This is a genomic window from Amycolatopsis taiwanensis DSM 45107 (assembly GCF_000519205.1).
Taxonomy (GTDB): Bacteria; Actinomycetota; Actinomycetes; order Mycobacteriales; family Pseudonocardiaceae; genus Amycolatopsis_E; species Amycolatopsis_E taiwanensis.
The window spans coordinates 1-16,851 of sequence record NZ_JAFB01000008.1 but is presented as its reverse complement, the minus strand read 5'-3'; the positions used below and the strand labels follow the sequence as shown (position 1 = coordinate 16,851).

The 16,851-nt window shown below is 67.8% G+C and carries 16 protein-coding genes; 7 read left to right on the top strand and 9 right to left on the bottom strand.

The features are described from left to right. The first annotated feature begins 437 nt into the window (after window positions 1-437). Window positions 438-1,907, top strand: coding sequence for a multicopper oxidase family protein (locus A3CU_RS0106925; protein WP_027941670.1), 1,470 nt, complete (start codon window positions 438-440; stop codon window positions 1,905-1,907). Window positions 1,908-1,934: 27 nt separating this feature from the next. On the opposite strand, the gene A3CU_RS0106920 is transcribed toward A3CU_RS0106925, so the two are convergent. Both A3CU_RS0106920 and A3CU_RS0106915 read right to left on the bottom strand, forming a co-directional pair. Beyond that, window positions 1,935-2,270, bottom strand: a complete 336-nt coding sequence (locus A3CU_RS0106920) for a hypothetical protein (RefSeq protein WP_027941669.1) — start codon at window positions 2,268-2,270, stop codon at window positions 1,935-1,937. Window positions 2,271-2,310: 40 nt separating this feature from the next. Beyond that, window positions 2,311-2,508: a DUF2795 domain-containing protein gene (locus A3CU_RS0106915; RefSeq protein WP_027941668.1), complete on the bottom strand. Its 198-nt coding sequence runs from the start codon at window positions 2,506-2,508 to the stop codon at window positions 2,311-2,313. A gap of 242 nt (window positions 2,509-2,750) precedes the next feature. Here A3CU_RS0106915 and A3CU_RS0106910 point away from each other — a divergent pair, with 242 nt between their 5' ends. Continuing rightward, window positions 2,751-4,712 (top strand): aconitate hydratase, encoded by a 1,962-nt coding sequence (locus A3CU_RS0106910; RefSeq protein ID WP_027941667.1) that lies wholly within the window; start codon window positions 2,751-2,753, stop codon window positions 4,710-4,712. An 8-nt stretch (window positions 4,713-4,720) separates the two neighbouring features. Here the strand turns inward: A3CU_RS0106910 and A3CU_RS0106905 are convergent, their stop codons facing one another. The 6 genes from A3CU_RS0106905 to A3CU_RS0106880 form a co-directional block, all read right to left on the bottom strand. Next, window positions 4,721-5,872: an acyl-CoA dehydrogenase family protein gene (locus tag A3CU_RS0106905; RefSeq protein ID WP_027941666.1), complete on the bottom strand. Its 1,152-nt coding sequence runs from the start codon at window positions 5,870-5,872 to the stop codon at window positions 4,721-4,723. Window positions 5,873-5,874: 2 nt separating this feature from the next. After that, on the bottom strand, window positions 5,875-6,012 hold the full coding sequence (locus tag A3CU_RS52235; protein ID WP_156960273.1) for a hypothetical protein: 138 nt from the start codon (window positions 6,010-6,012) through the stop codon (window positions 5,875-5,877). Then, the gene (locus A3CU_RS0106895; protein ID WP_027941665.1) at window positions 6,009-7,622 is read right to left on the bottom strand and encodes an AMP-binding protein; all 1,614 of its coding nucleotides are present in this window, start codon (window positions 7,620-7,622) and stop codon (window positions 6,009-6,011) included. The genes A3CU_RS52235 and A3CU_RS0106895 overlap by 4 nt, the downstream gene beginning before the upstream one ends. Before the next feature lie 13 nt (window positions 7,623-7,635). Then, window positions 7,636-8,382 (bottom strand): SDR family NAD(P)-dependent oxidoreductase, encoded by a 747-nt coding sequence (locus A3CU_RS0106890; RefSeq protein WP_027941664.1) that lies wholly within the window; start codon window positions 8,380-8,382, stop codon window positions 7,636-7,638. A gap of 177 nt (window positions 8,383-8,559) precedes the next feature. Then, window positions 8,560-9,705, bottom strand: coding sequence for an acyl-CoA dehydrogenase family protein (locus A3CU_RS0106885; protein WP_027941663.1), 1,146 nt, complete (start codon window positions 9,703-9,705; stop codon window positions 8,560-8,562). A 2-nt stretch (window positions 9,706-9,707) separates the two neighbouring features. Then, window positions 9,708-10,511: an enoyl-CoA hydratase-related protein gene (locus tag A3CU_RS0106880; protein ID WP_245616909.1), complete on the bottom strand. Its 804-nt coding sequence runs from the start codon at window positions 10,509-10,511 to the stop codon at window positions 9,708-9,710. 115 nt (window positions 10,512-10,626) lie between these two features. On the opposite strand from A3CU_RS0106880, the gene A3CU_RS0106875 reads away from it, so the two are divergent. Together A3CU_RS0106875 and A3CU_RS0106870 are read left to right on the top strand one after the other, a co-directional pair. Continuing rightward, a complete protein-coding gene (locus A3CU_RS0106875) occupies window positions 10,627-11,292 on the top strand; it encodes a TetR/AcrR family transcriptional regulator (RefSeq protein ID WP_043840736.1) in 666 nt (221 codons plus the stop codon). A 63-nt stretch (window positions 11,293-11,355) separates the two neighbouring features. Beyond that, the gene (locus A3CU_RS0106870; protein ID WP_027941660.1) at window positions 11,356-12,567 is read left to right on the top strand and encodes a zinc-dependent alcohol dehydrogenase; all 1,212 of its coding nucleotides are present in this window, start codon (window positions 11,356-11,358) and stop codon (window positions 12,565-12,567) included. Between the two features lie 36 nt (window positions 12,568-12,603). On the opposite strand, the gene A3CU_RS0106865 is transcribed toward A3CU_RS0106870, so the two are convergent. Then, window positions 12,604-13,755, bottom strand: coding sequence for a M20 family metallopeptidase (locus A3CU_RS0106865; protein ID WP_043840734.1), 1,152 nt, complete (start codon window positions 13,753-13,755; stop codon window positions 12,604-12,606). Window positions 13,756-14,230: 475 nt separating this feature from the next. Between A3CU_RS0106865 and A3CU_RS43725 the strand changes: the two genes are divergently transcribed. The 3 genes from A3CU_RS43725 (at window position 14,231) to A3CU_RS0106850 (ending at window position 16,666) form a co-directional block, all read left to right on the top strand. Continuing rightward, entirely contained in the window at window positions 14,231-15,145 is a 915-nt protein-coding gene (locus A3CU_RS43725) for an aldo/keto reductase (protein ID WP_063628795.1), read from the top strand. Between the two features lie 14 nt (window positions 15,146-15,159). Beyond that, entirely contained in the window at window positions 15,160-15,546 is a 387-nt protein-coding gene (locus A3CU_RS43720) for a hypothetical protein (RefSeq protein WP_052371514.1), read from the top strand. 61 nt (window positions 15,547-15,607) lie between these two features. Beyond that, window positions 15,608-16,666: a type III polyketide synthase gene (locus A3CU_RS0106850; protein WP_027941658.1), complete on the top strand. Its 1,059-nt coding sequence runs from the start codon at window positions 15,608-15,610 to the stop codon at window positions 16,664-16,666. Window positions 16,667-16,851: the final 185 nt, after the last annotated feature.

Genomic DNA, 16,851 nt, shown 5'->3' with positions numbered 1-16,851 from the left:
ATATTGCACAGAGACGCACTCGAACAGCTCACCATCGAGCTGTGCTCGCTCACCTCCGGACGTCGATCCCCATCGCGCCGTGTTCCACCCCTGCTCGCAAACAGTTCATCTGGTGGTGAGACGGGGCTCGCGTTTACTGCTCCCGCGGGCCGGATCCCGGCTCGACCAGGCCGGTGACGGCGACCGGTTGACGACCGTAATCGTTGCGGTGACGGGAGTTGGGAAGCATGGCAATACCGAGAGTGACACGGGATACGTGACATTCCGGCAGACCAGGTCACGCGTCACGGGCGTCAGTGGAGGGTCGAATTGACAGAGAATCGACGGGTTGCAGCAAGATCGTCAGCGGAGAACGGCTCCGCTACAAAGCACCTCAACTCCGTGACGATCGCCGATTCGCTTGCTCCCCTGTCCCGGATATCGCCCGTGCGGCAGACATGTTGAACAGGCGACGCGCGCTCACGCTGGGCGGGGTAGCGGTCGGTAGCGCGCTCATGAGCGCCTACAGCGGTATCAGCGGCACTTCCGAGGCCTCGGCCATGGCGGGCATGGACTCACCGCCCCCCACGGCCGGGCCGAAGCCGAAGATCACTCCGTTCGCCGTACGGATGCCGGTGCCACCGACGCAACGTCCGGTGGCCGTCGGTGATGGTATGGACGTCTACCACCAGACAATTCGGGTGGTAGACGAAGAGATGCTGCCCGGGTTACGCACGTCCGTGTACACCTACGGCTCCGGATTCGTCGGTCCGACCATCCGGGCCCGGTCCGGACGACCGGTGATCGTGAGGCGGACCAACAGGCTCCCGGTGCGCACCAACACACACCTGCACGGCGGTCACGTACCGGCGGACAGCGACGGCCATCCGATGGCGCTCATGGAACCCGGCGAATCCCGGACGTACTGCTATCCGAACGAGCAGCCCGGCGCGACCCTGTGGTACCACGACCACGCGCACGTTCTCGAAGCCGAAGGCGTCTACCGCGGGCTCCACGGCTTCTACCTCCTGGAAAGTGAGGACGAGCGGTATCTCGGGCTGCCGTCCGGCTACTACGACATCCCGATCATGCTGACCGACGCCCATTTCGACGCCAACGGGAAGATGATCTTCATCACCGACGACGGGGGCGGCCGGAAGACCCTGCTGGCGAACGGGCGGCCGCAGCCCTATTTCCCGGTCGCCGCCCGCCGGTACCGGTTCCGCCTGCTCAACGGCTCCAACATGAGGATCTTCCGGCTCAACCTGGGTGGCCAGGTGATGACTCAGATCGGCTCGGACGGCGGACTGCTGCCCGAGCCGGTCGAGCAGACCGAGTTCGTGCTCGCCCCGGCGGAGCGGATCGAGATCGTCATCGACTTCGCCCGATACCGACGGGGCACCAAACTCGTACTCGCCGACGGAGACCGGCCGGTGCTGAGATTCGACGTGCAATGGGAGGAGGAGGACTACAGCCGGGTGCCCGACACGCTGCGCCCGCTACCCAGGCTTTTCGACGGGCCCACCGACCGGCAGATCACGTTCACTTCCAACCTGAAGGAACACAAGTTCTTCATCGACGGCAAGACCTACGACGCCAACCGGATCGACGCCTGGGTCGAACGGAACTCGACCGAGATCTGGCGGATCACCAATGCCGACGCCGCCGGATTCCAGCACAGCATGCACCTGCACCTGGTCCAGTTCCGGGTGCTGGACCGGGACGGGGCGCCACCCTGGCCCGGAGAATCAGGCCTCAAAGACACCGTCCTGGTGCCGCCGAACACGTCGGTCCGGATCAAGATTCCGTTCGACGGCTACCGGGGCGTCTACGTCTACCACTGCCATATGCTCGACCACTCGGCATTCGGCGGCATGATGGCCCAATTCCAGGTCACCGACTATTTGAACGAATCGAACGAACGGTGAGATCGGGCTGCCGGCGGGAGCCTGCGACTACTCAGCCGGCGGCGGGCGGCGGATGCTTTCCGTGAGCGAACCGCCGGCCTTGTCCGCACGCTGGTCTTCCTCTACCGACGGCGCCGGTGGGTGGTCGTCGGGCTGGACATCGGGCTGCTCCTGGCGCAACCGCTCGCCGATGCTCTCCCCCGCCGCCTCCTCGCTCGGCGTGGTGCCGTACCGGTTCGAGTACGAGTAGTGCTCGGGCGGCTCGACGCCCTCTTCGAGCGGATCGACCCGCAACCGGTCCTCGTCCAGGTCCTCGCTGCTGCTCAGCGCGGCCGGGTCGGTCTCGGCGCTGTCGGGGATCGGGTGTTCGTGAGCCTCACTCATACCGTTCGCGGTACCCGGGTACACAGCCGGGCAAACGCCGTCAGGTTTCGCGCGAGAACTCCTTGCTCACCGTGTCGGGACCGTCGAACGTCCGGTCAGGAAGGTCGCGGAGGTATCGCAGCGCATCGTCGCCCGCGCCGTTGCGCTCCGCGGCGGAGACAAGGTCATCTCGACTCGCCGGGTAATTCACCCCGGCAAGGAACTTTTGCAGTTCGATCGGGCTTGGCTTGCCTGCCATCCTGATCATTCCTTTCCTTAATCTTCGTGGCTTCGATCGATAACGTTCCAGTACCCGCCCGACCCGGCTCGAAACACACAATCAGCCACGGTCCGTAGTCGAAAATCCTCGCTTCGTGACCATCGGCCAAGGAGGCGGCGGCCATCCAGGCGCGGCGTAGCGAAGGATTAGCACCCCTTGTGAGCGGAAATAACCGGAAGGCGGAGTGCCGCGGGTGCAGCCAGTTCGTCGAAGGGTGAACAGTGACAACACTGAGCGTCGCCGAAAAGCTGATCTCCTCGCATCTGGTGTCGGGCCGGCCGCGACCGGGTGAGGAGATCGCCATCAGGGTCGACCAGACCCTGACCCAGGACGCGACGGGGACGCTGGTGATGCAGGAGTTGGACGCGCTCGGGCTCCAGCGGGCCCGCACCGGGGTCAGTGTCCAGTACGTGGACCACAATCTGTTGCAGGCCGACGAGCGCAACGCCGAGGACCATCGGTTCCTGTATTCGGCGTGCCGCCGGTTCGGGCTGTGGTATTCCAAGCCGGGCAACGGCGTGTCGCATCCGACGCACATGCAGCGGTTCGGCCGGCCGGGTGCGACGTTGGCCGGGTCCGACTCGCACACCTGCGCCGCGGGGTCGCTGGGCATGCTGGCGATCGGGGTCGGCGGGCTGGACGTCGCGATGGCGATCGCCGGCGAGCCGATGTATCTGCGGATGCCCGAGATCTGGGGAGTGCGGCTGACCGGGGAGTTGCCGCCGTGGACCTCGGCCAAGGACGTGATCCTGGAGATGCTGCGCCGCCACGGCGTGTCCGGCGGCCGCCACCGGATCATCGAGTACCACGGGCCCGGCCTGGCCACGCTGACCGCGATGGACCGCCATGTCATCGCCAACATGGGCGCCGAGCTGGGCGCGACGACCACGGTGTTCCCAGCCGATGCGGCGGTGCGACGCTTCCTCGCCGCGGAAGGCCGCGACGCCGAGTTCACCGAGCTGATCGCCGACGCCGACGCCGGTTACGACGTGACCGAGGAGATCGACCTGTCCACAATAGAGCCACTGATCGCGAAGCCCTCCTCTCCCGGCAACGTGGTGCCGGTGCGGGAGGTCGCCGGCACCGAGGTCGGCCAGGTGGTGGTCGGGTCGTCGGCCAATCCCGGCCTGCGGGACTTCGCGATCGTGGCCGCCATGGTCGCCGGCCGCCAGACGCCCGCGGGGCTGAGCTTCGACGTCAACCCCACATCGCGGCAGATCCTGGCCGACCTGACCACGATGGGCGCGACCACGGAGTTGGTGTCCGCGGGCGCGCGGCTGCACCAAACCGGCTGTCTCGGCTGCATCGGGATGGGTCAGGCACCCGCGGTCGGCACGCACTCGCTGCGCACGTTCCCGCGCAACTTCCCCGGCCGCTCCGGCACTATCGACGACTCGGTGTGGCTGTGCTCGCCGGAGACCGCCGCCGCGGCCGCGCTCACCGGCCGCATCACCGACCCGCGCGACCTCGCCCGCGACCTCGGCCTCACCTACCCCGAGCTGCGCCTGCCTCAGCACTCGGCGATCAACACCGCGATGTTCGTCCCGCCGCTGCCGCCTGAGCAGGCCGCCGAGGTCGAGCTGGACCGGGGGCCGAACATCTCGGAGCTGCCCGGCCTCGACCCGCTACCAGCCCAGCTCCACGCGCCCGTCCTGCTCAAGGTGGGCGACGACATCTCCACCGACGAGATCTCGCCCGCCGGCGCCCGCGCGCTGCCGTTCCGGTCGAACATCCCGAAGCTGGCGGAGTTCACCTTCACCCAGATCGACCCCCGCTACCCGCAGCGCGCCCGCGATCTGGGCGGAGGGCACGTGGTCCTCGGTGGCGAGAACTACGGGCAGGGCTCCTCCCGCGAGCACGCCGCCATCGCGCCCCGCTACCTGGGACTTCGGATCGTGGTCGCCAAGTCGTTCGCACGCATCCACGGGCAGAACCTGGCCAACTTCGGAATTCTGCCCCTGGAGTTCGCCGACCCCGCCGACTACGACCGCATCAACCCCGGTGACGTCCTCGAGTTCGACCACCTGCGTGACGCGGTGACCGCCGGTCAGGAACTGGCCGTGCGCAACCGCACCAGCGGCCACCACTACCGGCTACGCAACCGGTTGTCCCCGCGCCAAGTCCAGGCCGTGCTCGCCGGCGGCCAGATCCCGCTGCTCATGGCCTCCTCGGCCACGCGTTAGGCCCATCGTCACAGGAAGGCGCTGACGCCGGTCTCGGCCCGGCCGATGAGGAGCTTCTGGATCTGGCTGGTGCCCTCGTAAAGTGTCATCACGCGGGCGTCGCGCAGGTACTTCTGCACCGGGTACTCGTCGATATAGCCGTAGCCGCCGAAGATCTGGATCGCGCTGTTGGCCGCGCGCACCGCGGCTTCGCTCGCGAAGTACTTCGCCTTTGACGCGGCGACCCCGAACGGCTCACCGCGTTCGATCAGGCCCGCCGCCCGGTACACCAGCAGCCGGGCGGCGTCGAGTTCGACGGAGATGTCCGCGATCATGTCCTGGATCAGCTGGAACGACGCGAGCGGCCGCCCGAACTGGTGCCGCTGGGTCGCGTACTCCACGACGGTTTCCAGGCAGCCCAGGATGATCCCGGCACACCCGGCGCCCACGGACACCCGTCCCTTGTCGAGCGACTGCATGGCGATCGTGAACCCCTGGCCCTCTTCGCCGAGCCGGGCCGAGGCGGGAACCCGCACGTCGGTCAGCGAGATCTCGCCGGTGGCCTGGCCGCGCAGCCCGAGCTTGCCCTTGATCTCACGGGCCTGGAAACCCGAGGACGACGTCGGCACCAGAAACGCCGACACGCCCTTCGGGCCGGGCCCGCCGGTGCGCGCGAACACCAGGCAGAGATCGGCCCAGGTGGCGTTCGTGATGAACATCTTCTGTCCATTGAGGACATACTCGTTGCCCTCGCGCACCGCGCGGGTCCGCAGGTTGCCCGCATCGGAGCCGGTGTCGGGCTCGGTGAGACCGAAGCAGGCCAGCACGTCACCGGTCGCGATCCGCGGCAGCCACTGCTGTTTCTGCTCCTCGGTGCCGTGCGACAGGATCACCTTGCCGACCAGGCCCATCGAAACCGACACGATGCCGCGCACGGCCGAGTCGGCGCGGCCGAGTTCCTCCATGCCGATGCAGTAGGTGATGTAGTCGCCGCCGAGGCCGCCGTACTCCTCCGGGATGGTCAGCCCGAAGAAGCCCATCTCGCCCAGCTTGGGGATGACCGCGGTGTCCACGGATTCGGCCCGGTCCCACTCGGCGCGATGCGCGACCACCTCGTTGTCGAGGAATTCGCGGGCGTACTCGCGGAACCGCTGTTGTTCGTCGGTAAAGGACAGATCCATGGTCAGCTCCCGGTGAACCGTGGCGGGCGTTTGGCGAGGAAGGCCTCCGCGCCTTCGCGTTTGTCTTCGCTGGTGTAGAGCACGGGGCGGTTGAGCGTGACCACCGCGACGCCGTCGGCGACCGAGGTGAGCACGGTCATGATGGTTCTCCCATCCGCGCACGCAACTGGAACTTCTGGATCTTGCCACTGGCGGTGCGCGGAAGCTCGTCGAGAATTTCGACGCGTTCCGGCCAGTACTGTTTCGCCACGCCCTTCTCCGCAAAGAACGCGCGGATCTTGTCGAGGTCGAGTTCCGCAGCACCGGGCTTGAGCACCAGGCAGGCGCACGCCCGTTCCTGCAGACGGGGATCGGGCACGGCGACCACGGCGACTGCTTCGACATCGGGGTGTTCGTAGAGCACGTTCTCCACGTAGGCGACCGGGATGTTCTCGCCGCCGCGGATGATCACGTCCTTGGTGCGGCCGGCGATGCGCAGGTAGCCCTCGGCGTCGATGACGCCGAGATCGCCGGTGTCGAACCACTCCCCAGTGAACGCGGCGCGGGTCATCTCCAGCCGCTCGGCGTAGCCGACGAACAGGAAGGGGCCGGCGACCTGAAGGCGTCCCTCGGTCCCGGGCGGCAACCCATTGCCCTCGGCGTCCACGATCCGGATGCGCATGCCCGGCCACGGGTAGCCGTCGGTGTCGATCAACTTCTCGTCGGGGTCGCCGGGGATGCCGAGCGTGACGAGCGCGTTCTCGCTCTGCCCCCACCCGCCGAGCACCACCATGCCGGGCAGCTTCTCCCGTGCCTGGCGCACCATGGCGCGCGGAATCGGTGCGCCCATGCAACAGAACCGGGACAGCGACGACAGGTCGTGCTCACCGAGGTTGGGCGCGGACAGCAGGTCGTGCAGGAACGGCGTGGCAGCCGAGGTGTAGGTGATGCCGTGCTGCGCGACCAGTTCGACGAAGCGCTGCGCGTCCCAGACGTCCTGCAGCACGCAGGTAGCACCGTTTTGCACCGGAAGCCGTGCGCCATAAAGGAAACCGGTGAGGTGAGCCAGCGTCGAGGCCATGTGGATGACACTGTCGGAGGTGACGCCCAAGCGCTCGGGCAACGGATTGTTGGCCGCGATGGCCGTGTTGTGGGTGTGCATCACGCCCTTCGGTTCCCCGGTGGTGCCGGAGGTGAAGATCAGCAGCGTGATGTCGTTGGGGTCGGGCCGCAAGGACGACAGCTCCGCGGGGTCGCGCCGATCCTCCCACGGGGTGACGGCGAAGGCGTCCCACGACGAGCCGACCACGAGCACGTGCTCCAGGTCCGGCCACTGTGGACGGATCCGGTCGATCATGGCGGGGTGGTCGAAGCCGCGGAACTCCTGCGGTACCACGAGCACCTTCGACTTCGCGAGCCCGACCATGAACCCGACCTCGCGTTCCCGGTAGATCGGGATGAGCGGGTTGCTGATCGCTCCGATGCGGGATGTCGCGTAGTGGACCACGATCCATTCGATCCAGTTGGGCAGCTGGAACGAGACCACGTCACCGGGCCGGACCCCGAGTTCCAGGAAGCCGAGCGCGCAGCGGTCGACCTCCTGCTTGAGTTCGGCGTAGGTGACGCTGCGGCGCGAGTCGACGAAGGCCGTCTTGCCGGGCGTTGCGGCGGCCACCTCGTCGAGGTGGTCGGTGATGGTGCGGTTCACCCAGTAACCGGCGCTGGTGTGGGTCGCGATCAGCTCGTCATTGAGGATCGTCTCGAACGGCATGAGGGGCTCCGGGTCAGCTCATGGTGAGGCCGCCGCTGACGCTGACGGTCTGGCCGGTGATGTAGGTGGCCTCGTCCGAGGCGAGGAACGCGACCACGTTGGCGAGGTCGCTCGGCTGCGCGAGCCGACGGAACGGGATCGCCTTGGTCAGCGCCTCCCGCAGCTTGGGGTTGTCGCCGCCGATCGAGGCGAACAGGGCGGTGTCGGTCGGGCCGGGGCAGACCGCGTTCGCGTTGACCTGGCTGCGCGCCATCTCCCGGGCGATCGACTTGGTGAAGGCGATGATGCCGCCCTTGGCCGCGGAGTACACGGCCTCGCCGGAGGAACCGACCCGGCCCGCGTCGGAGGCGATGTTGACCACCGAACCGGACTTCTGCCCGGCCATGATCGGCAGCACCGCACGGCAGGTGTTCAGCACGCCGTAGAGGTTGATCTGCACCACCCGGTCCCAATCGTCCGGATCGGACTCCACGAACGGGCCCGCCTTGTCCCACCCGGCGTTGTTCACCAGGACGTCGATGCGGCCGAACCGGGTGCGCACCTGCTCGACCATGGCGTTGACCGAGTCGCGGGAGGTGACGTCGGTGCGCACGCCGATGGCGTCGCCGCCGAGGGCGTCCGCGGTCTGGGTTGCGGTCGTTTCGTTGATGTCGGTGACGACGACGGTCGCACCCTCGGCGGCCAGCTTCTCCGCGATGCCGCGGCCGATGCCCTGACCGGCGCCGGTGACGATGATGATCTTGTCCTGCAGTTTGCCCATGTATGGCGTCCCTTCGGTGTTCGTTTGCAGACGCGCCCAGCCGATCTCGTGGACAGAGCTCCCCTACGTGCCTATCTCCCGTTTTCCTTGGTCGGAACCCTGCCCCCGAGATCCGCTACCTTCGGACGGCGCGTGCAAGGACTCACCTCGGCCAGGAACCTCACGCTTCGCAGACAGTCAGGGTGCGTAAGCGCGGCCGAGGAGGTTGCGGGCGATGACGAGCTTGGACACCTGCGCGGTGCCGTCCCCGATCTCCAGGCCGATCACGTCCCGCAGGCGCTGCCCGATCGGGCTCTCCGCGGAGTAGGCGAGGTGGCCGAAGGTCAGCAGGCACTGGTGGATGGTCTCGGCGGCGAGCTTGGGTGCCCAGAACTTCGCCATGGCGGCCTCCGTGCTGTGCTCGAGACCGCGGTCCTTGCGCCACAACGCCTCGTAGCAGACGTGCCGGGCGCCCCGCAGGTAGGTCGCATGCTCCGCCAGCGGGAACGACACGCCCTGGAACTTCCCGATGGGGCTGCCGAACGCCTCCCGGTCGCGGGCCCACTGCAACGCCTCGTCCAATGAGACCTGGGCCGCGCCCAGACAGGCCAGCCCGATGATCGCGCGGGAGTAGTCGAAGCCCTGCATCACCGAGACGAAGCCCTGCCCCTCGCCGCCGACGAGCGCCTCCCGCGGCACCGGGAGGCCGTCGAAGTGCAACGAGGCGCGGCCGATGGCACGGCTGCCCAGGTCGTCGAAAGGCGCCCGCGACACGTACCGCTCGTCGAGCTTCGCCCAGAACGCGCTGACCCCGCGGGCGCCTGGGCCGCCGGTGCGGGCGAGCACCAGCGCCTCGTGCGCCCACGCGCCCAGCGTGATCGAGGTCTTCTCACCGGTGAGCCGCCAGCCGTCCCCGTCGGGCTCGGCCGTCATCTCCAGCGTCGCGGCGTCGGTGCCGTGCCCGGGTTCGGTGATGCAGAACGCCGGCACGACCTCGCCGGAGGCGATCGGCGGCAGCCACGCGGCCTGCTGCTCCTCGGTGGCGTTGCGGGTGAGGATGTCGCTGACCAGCGCGCTGACGATGATCAGATAGGCAGCGTTGAAGTCACCCCGCGCGACCTCCTCGGCGGCCAGCCCCGCGATCACCGCGCCGGCCCCCTGCCCGCCGTGGCGTTCCGGAATGCGCAACCCGGTCAGGCCCATGCCGGCCATGTCCGCAACGAGTTGGGGGCGCAGCCGCGCCGCCTTGTCGTCGGACTGGTAGTGCGGCGCGAGGACCTTGGTGGCGAACCGCCGCAGTTCCTGGCGGTAGGCCTGTTCGTCCTCGGCGAAGGTGAAATCCATGATCAGTGCCAGTTCACCTTGGAGTTGAAGTCGGGCTTGCGCTTCTCGGCGAACGCCGCCGCACCCTCGGCGCCCTCGGGTGAGGCGGTGAACAGGTCCAGCGCCGACATCGCCAGGTTGGACAGCCCGGCCTGGTGGTCGGTGTCGGCGTTGAACGACTGCTTGCAGAACCGGATCGCGGTGGGGCTCTTCTCGGCGACCTCCGCCGCCCACGCCTTCGCGGTGTCGAGCAGCTCACCGGGCGGGACGACCAGGTTGACCAGGCCCATGCGCTCGGCCTCCGTGGCGTCGTACTGGCGGCACCAGAACCAGATCTCACGCGCCTTCTTCTCCCCGACGACCCGGGCGAGGTAGGCGGTGCCGAACCCGGCGTCGAACGACCCGACCCGCGGGCCGGCCTGCCCGAACCGGGCGGTCTCGCTGGCGATCGTGACGTCGCAGAGCACGTGCAGGACGTGCCCGCCGCCCACCGCGATCCCGTTCACCGCGGCGATCACCGGCTTGGGGATGTCGCGGATCAGCTTGTGCAGGTAGCCGATCTCGAACATGCCGCTCTCGGTCGGACCGTAGTCGCCGGTTTCGGCGCGCTGCTTGACGTCACCGCCCGTGCAGAACGCCTTGTCGCCCTCGCCGGTCAGGATCACCGCCTGCACCTGCCGGTCGGCCCAGGCGGCGCGGAACGCCTTGATCAGTTCTTCGACGGTGCGGCCACGGAAGGCGTTGTAGCGGTGCGGCCGGTTGATGGTGATCACCGCTGCCGGGCCCTCGACCTCGTAGCGGATGTCCTCGTAGTCCTGCGTGCCCACGGTCATCTCCTTCGCTCGATGTCGACCACGATGGCGAAATTTGACCCTCAAGTCAATACTTGTCTGGCAGGTCAAAGAGATACCCTGGTGGGCAATCAAGGCGGGAGGAACACCGATGGTTGCCCACCAGGCGGACGACGTGGCACGTCCGGCGTCCACGCGCGTCCAGCGCAAACGCGGCCGCCGCATCGAGAAGATCATCACCACCGCCGCCGAGTTGTTCGGCGAGCGCGGCTACGACGCCGTCAGCCTGGAGGACGTGGCCGAGCGGCTGGACGTGACCAAGGGGTCGCTGTACTACTACTTCGCGAGCAAGGACGAACTCGCCACCGCGGCGATCGAGACCCTGGGCCGGGACTGGACCGCCCGCCTCGATGCGCTGCTGGAGAAGACGACCGGAACGGTCGCCGAGCGACTGCGCGCACTGATCCACGAGCACGTCACCATCGCGGTGCGGGACTATCCCGCCGCGCTGCGGCTGTTCCTCGTGCCACGGGAATGGCCGGCCGCCCAGTACGAGCGCATCAAGGCCCTCCGGCAGGAACACGACCGTCTCTTCCGGACACTCGTCGAGGAAGGCGCCGAATCCCGCGAGTTCACCGTGACCAGCGTCGCCACCGTCCTGCAGTGCATGCACGCCTCGATGAGCCAGGTGCCGCTGTGGTGCGCACAGCTACCCGTGCGGGCGCGGCGCCGGGCCATCGACGAGGTCACCGACACGCTGATGATGCTGGTGGGTGTGCTCCCCCCGGACCGCGCTGGTGCACCAGAGGGCTCCTGAGCCAACGGCTACTCACCGCATCGGGCGGGTTTCCATCCCGCGCACGTCGGTTACCCGACAGGCATGAAGGCAGTTGTCTGGCACGGGCTCGGCGACATCAGGCTCGACGAAGTCCCCGACCCCAAGCTCGAAGAACCCACGGACGCGATCATCCGCATCACCCGCAGCGCCATCTGCGGTACCGACCTGCACATGGTGCGCGGCACGATGCCCGGCATGCGCGAGGGCACCATTCTCGGCCACGAAGCCGTCGGCGTCGTCGAGGAAACCGGCCCGTCGGTGCGAGGTTTCTCCCGTGGCGACCGGGTTGTCGTCTGTTCCACCATGGGCTGCGGCAACTGCGCGTACTGCCGTGCCGGCTACTACGCGCAGTGCGACGTCGCCAATCCTCAGGGGCCCACCGCGGGCACCTGTTTCTTCGGCGGCCCCGAGAGCACCGGGCCGGTCGACGGTCTGCAAGCCGAGTACGCCCGGATTCCCTATGCCGCCACGACCCTGGTGCGAATCCCCGATTCGGTGACCGACGACCAGGCGATCCTGGTGTCCGACATCTACCCCACCGCGTGGTTCGGCGCACGCCTGGCCGAGGTGTCCGACGGCGACACCGTGCTGGTGCTGGGAGCCGGGATCGTCGGCCAGTTCGCGATCGCGTCGGCGAAGCAGCAAGGCGCCAGCCGGGTGTTCGCCGTCGACGGGATCAACAGCAGGCTCAACCGGGCACAGGCCCAGAACGCCGACATCATCGACTTCAACGCCGAAGACCCCGTCCAGACGGTGCGAGAGCTCACTCGCGGGATCGGGGTCGACCGCGTGATCGACGCCGTCGGCGTGGACGCGACGCGACCGGTCACCGGCCCGGCCGCGGAGAAGACCGCCGAACAGGCGGACACCTTCGAGCGGGAACGTGAGCAGGCCGCGCCGGAGAGCAAGCCCGAGGGCAAGCAGTGGCTACCGGGCGACGCGCCCAGCCTTGCCGCGCGCTGGGCCGTGGAATCGGTCGCCAAGGCCGGCACCATCGGGGTCATCGGCGTCTACCCGCCCGGGTTCGACGTGTTCCCCTTCGGCGACCTGATGAACAAGAACCTCACCATGCACGCCGGTAACTGCAACCATCGGCGCTACGTACCGAAACTGCTCAACCTGGTCGCCACCGGCACCATCGACCCCACCGCGTTCATCACGCAGTCCGAGCCACCCGAATCGGCCATCGACGCCTACCGGGCCTTCGACCGGCGGGACGAGGGTTGGCTGAAAACCGTCCTGGAAGTCGCCTGACGCACAGCCGCCAGGGCCTCACGCCTCGGCTAGGCCTCAAGCCCCGGCCAGGGCGTGCAGTACGGCGGCCGCCAGCGCGGTGCGTTCGACCATGCCTTGGACGCTGATGTGCTCGTGCCGGGCGTGTGCGCCGTCGCCGACGGCACCGAAACCGTCGAGCACCGGGATGCCGAGTGCCGCGACGAAGTTTCCGTCGCTGGCTCCACCGACGGAGCACTCGTCCAGGTCCACGCCGATCTCCGTGGCCAATTCCTTGGCCAACCGGAAAAGCCGGCGAGTCGACTCGGTCCGCGCCATGACGGGCCGGTTCCACTCGCCTTCCACCTCGATGGTGACCCGCGGGTCGTGCGGGGTGAGCGCGGCAAGGGCGGCGTCCACCCGGGCCATTTCGGCCGCACTGCTCACCCTGATGTCGATATCGCCGTGTGCCGTACCGGCGGTCACGTTCCGGCGAGTGCCGCCACTGATCACGCCGACGTTGACCGTGGTTCCCGCATCGAGGTCCGTGAGCCCATGCAGGGCGAGCACCACGCGGGCGAGTTCGTCGATCGCGCTCGCCCCCTTCGTGGGATCGAGGCCGGCATGCGCTTCGATTCCGCGGGCGATGACCCGGTAGATGCCAACACCCTTGCGGGCGGTCTTGATCGCGCCGTTCGCGCTGGCCTCGAACACCAGCGTGGCCCGGGTGTCCGCGGCAGCCGCCTCGATCACCGGCCGTGACGCGGGGCTGCCGGTCTCCTCGTCGCCGTTGAGCAGCAAGCGGATGGGCGGACGCGGTAGCCCGGCCGCGGCCAGCGCGCGCAGCGCCCACACCGCCTGCACGAGCCCGCTCTTCATGTCGAACACCCCCGGTCCGGTGGCACGGTCGCCGTCGACGCGGAACGGCCAATCGCGCAGGGTTCCCTTGTCCCACACGGTGTCGTAGTGGCACAGCAGCAGCACGGGCGAGCCACCCGCGCCCGGGTAGTCGTACACCCTGATGTCGCCGTGTGGCCCACCGTCGACCTCCCGCACGGAGGCCGGCTCGCCGATCCGTTGCGGCAGCCAGGATTCCAGCCAGGACAGCCCGTCTTTGAGACTGTCCTTGTCGGTGCTCGGCGTCTCGATTGCCACGTACCTGGCGAGATCCGACAGCATCTCGTCGCGGTGCTGGGTGGTCCAGTCAAGCAACTCGCGAGTCGACGTCATGTCATCTCCTTGTCCCTGGTTTCCGGTAGCCATCCGGTCATCCATGCCCGCAGTGTGCCCAGGCCGCGGTGATGTTGTCGAGACGTCCTGCGATCGATGTGACGTACCCGCGACGGGCACCGAGCCCGGCGTCACGGCTTGCCACGCGGTCCGCAGGCCAGGCAGAACCCAGCTGGTGGAATCCGTACTATAATGAGAAGTTGTGAGGTTTGGCGCGTCGCTGGTTGTTGTTCCGGTGAGCGCGCGGTTGACCCAGGGCGTCTGACTTCCTTGCCAGGCAAGGGAAATCGGTAAGCCCATGATCGGTTGTAGAAACTCTTTTCATTTCATTGCGTTGTGTTGCCGTTCGAGACGGGTCGTTGACGGTGACGCACGCCGCGGCGAAAACCCGAGCGATTCAGACACCGCACCCGGAACGTCCTTTGTGGTCATCCTCCTGAACGGATGGTCCAGTCAGCAACGGAAGGCGCCTCGCGTGACCACACACACCATCACCCTCGGCGGTGACCTCACCGTGAACCGGATCGGCTACGGAGCCATGCACCTCACCGGCCCCGGCGTATGGGGCTGGTACCCCGACCCCGACCACGCCGTGCGTGTGCTCCGGCGGGCCGTCGACCTCGGGGTCACGTTCATCGACACCGCCGACAGCTACGGCCCCGCCACCAACGAGATGATCATCGCCAAGGCATTGCGCCCCTATCCCGAAGACCTGGTGATCTCCACGAAGGGCGGTATGTTGCGCACCGGCCCGGACGACTGGGCGAACCACGGCGGGCCGCCCTACATCATGCCCCTTGGCCGCCCGGAATACCTGCGGCAACAGGTGGAGCTCAGTCTCGTGCGTCTCGGCCTGGACTGTATTCCCCTGTACCAGCTCCATTCCATCGACCCGACCGTGCCGCTCGCCGACCAGATCGGCGTTCTCGCCGAGCTGCAACGGGCGGGGAAGATCCGCCACATCGGCATGTCCAACCAGCCGGGCGTCACGATCGACCAACTCGCCGAAGCACGGCGATACGCCGAGATCGTCTCGATCGAGAACCTGTTCAACATCGCCGACCGCGCCGACGAGAAAACGTTGCGCCACGTGGAACAGGAAGGCGTGGCGTTCATACCGTGGTTCCCGCTGGGACACGGCGACCTCACCGGCCCCGGCAGCCCACTCACACCGATCGCCGCCGACTACGGCGCCGGCCCTTCACAGCTCGCGCTCGCCTGGCTGCTGCACTGCTCCCCCGCGACCCTGCTGATCCCCGGAACCACCGATGTCGAGCATCTCGCAGAGAACATAGGCGCCGCGGATATCACTCTGACCAGCAATGACGTCGCCGAGATCACCCGCCGCGTCGAAGCGCTCGACATCAGGCCTTGGCGGCCCGTCGACTGACTCAGGGAGGAAGCTTGACCACGACCACCCACCCGAACTCCGCGATCCTCGAAGACGTCTACGCCGACCTGGCTTGCATCGGCCGGTATGCCGCGGACTCGATAGTGCTGCACCCGGCCGATGGGTCGGCCCCGGTGAAGGGCAAGACCGCGGTCGAGCGACACGAGCTGGACCTGATTCGAGCTACCGGAAACACGCTCGTGATGGACGTCGAGCACATCATCGCGAACGACTACTTCGGCTCCGTGCACGGAGTTCTGCGCGCCCACGTCGGCGACGACGACATCGCCATGCCGTTCTGCGGCCTGTGGCGGTTCGCCTCGGCTGTCATCGTCGAACACTGGGAGAACGCCTACCGTCCCGTCGAGTTGACGCGCCTGTTGTCGGGCGGTTCCCGGTAAACCGGCATCGCTTGCTCGACGGCCCTCTCTGTCCACCCGGCAGAAGCGAGAGGAGCAGTTTATGCCGGTTCTGGCCACCCCCGCGGTCCACCTGCCCGAGCACGTCATCACCCAGCGGGAGACCCTCGATCTCGCCTGGCGGCTGCACGCCGGTCACCCGAAGATCAGACTCGTCACGCGGATGATCGAGCACGCGCAGGTCACGAAGCGGCACCTGATCCGCCCCATCGAGGAGACCCTGCACCACTCGGGATTCGAGCACCGCAGCACCGTGTTCGCCGCAGAAGCGAAGAAACGCGTCCCGCCGGTCGTCGAACAGGCGCTCGCCCACGCGGATCTGGCGCCCAGGGACATCGATGCGATCGTGTTCATCTCCTGTACCGGGTTCATGATGCCGTCGCTCACCGCGTGGCTGATCAACACCATGGGTTTCCCGTCACGTACCGCGCAAATCCCCATCGCCCAGCTCGGCTGCGCCGCCGGGGGCGCCGCGATCAACCGTGCCAACGACTACTGCCGCGCCCACCCCGGCTCGAACGCGCTGATCATCTGCTGCGAGTTCTGCTCTCTCTGCTACCAGCCCGACGATCTCGATCTCGGAAGCCTGCTGTCCAACGGCCTGTTCGGCGACGCCGTGTGCGCCGCCGTCGTGCGCGGCGACAACAACGCGACCGGCGTGTTGATCGACGCACAAACCTCCCACGTCATACCCGACACCGAGGAGTGGATCTCCTACGCCGTGAAGGCCACCGGCTTTCACTTCCGGCTCAACCGTGGTGTCCCGGACACGATGCGCGGCTTCACCCCCGACATCACCGCGTTCATGCGCACGCAAGGCCGCGACATCACCGCGCTCGACTTCTACGCCGTCCACACCGGCGGCCCCCGCATCCTCGAGGGCCTGCGCGAGCACGGCGGCATCCCGAACGACAAGCTCCGCCACTCCTGGAACGCCCTCACCGATCACGGAAACGTCGCCTCCGTGGCCGTGTTCGACGTCCTCACCCGGATAGCGGCCAACCCGCCCGGCGAAGGCGCGGTCGGTATGGTCGCCGGGTTCGGCCCCGGCGTGACGATGGAACTCGCCCTCGGCCGGTGGACCAACGGCAACATCTTCTGACCCACGGGCGAACCGTGTCCCCAGCCCGGAACTCAATCGCCTGAACCGGGCACACACCCGCCTGAACCGGGGACACACGCGCCTGAACCGGGGACACACGCGCCTGAACCGGGCACACACGCGCCTGAACCGGGCACACACCGGAAACCTGGCGTGTCCCCGCTCCAGGCACGCGAGTTCCCGCT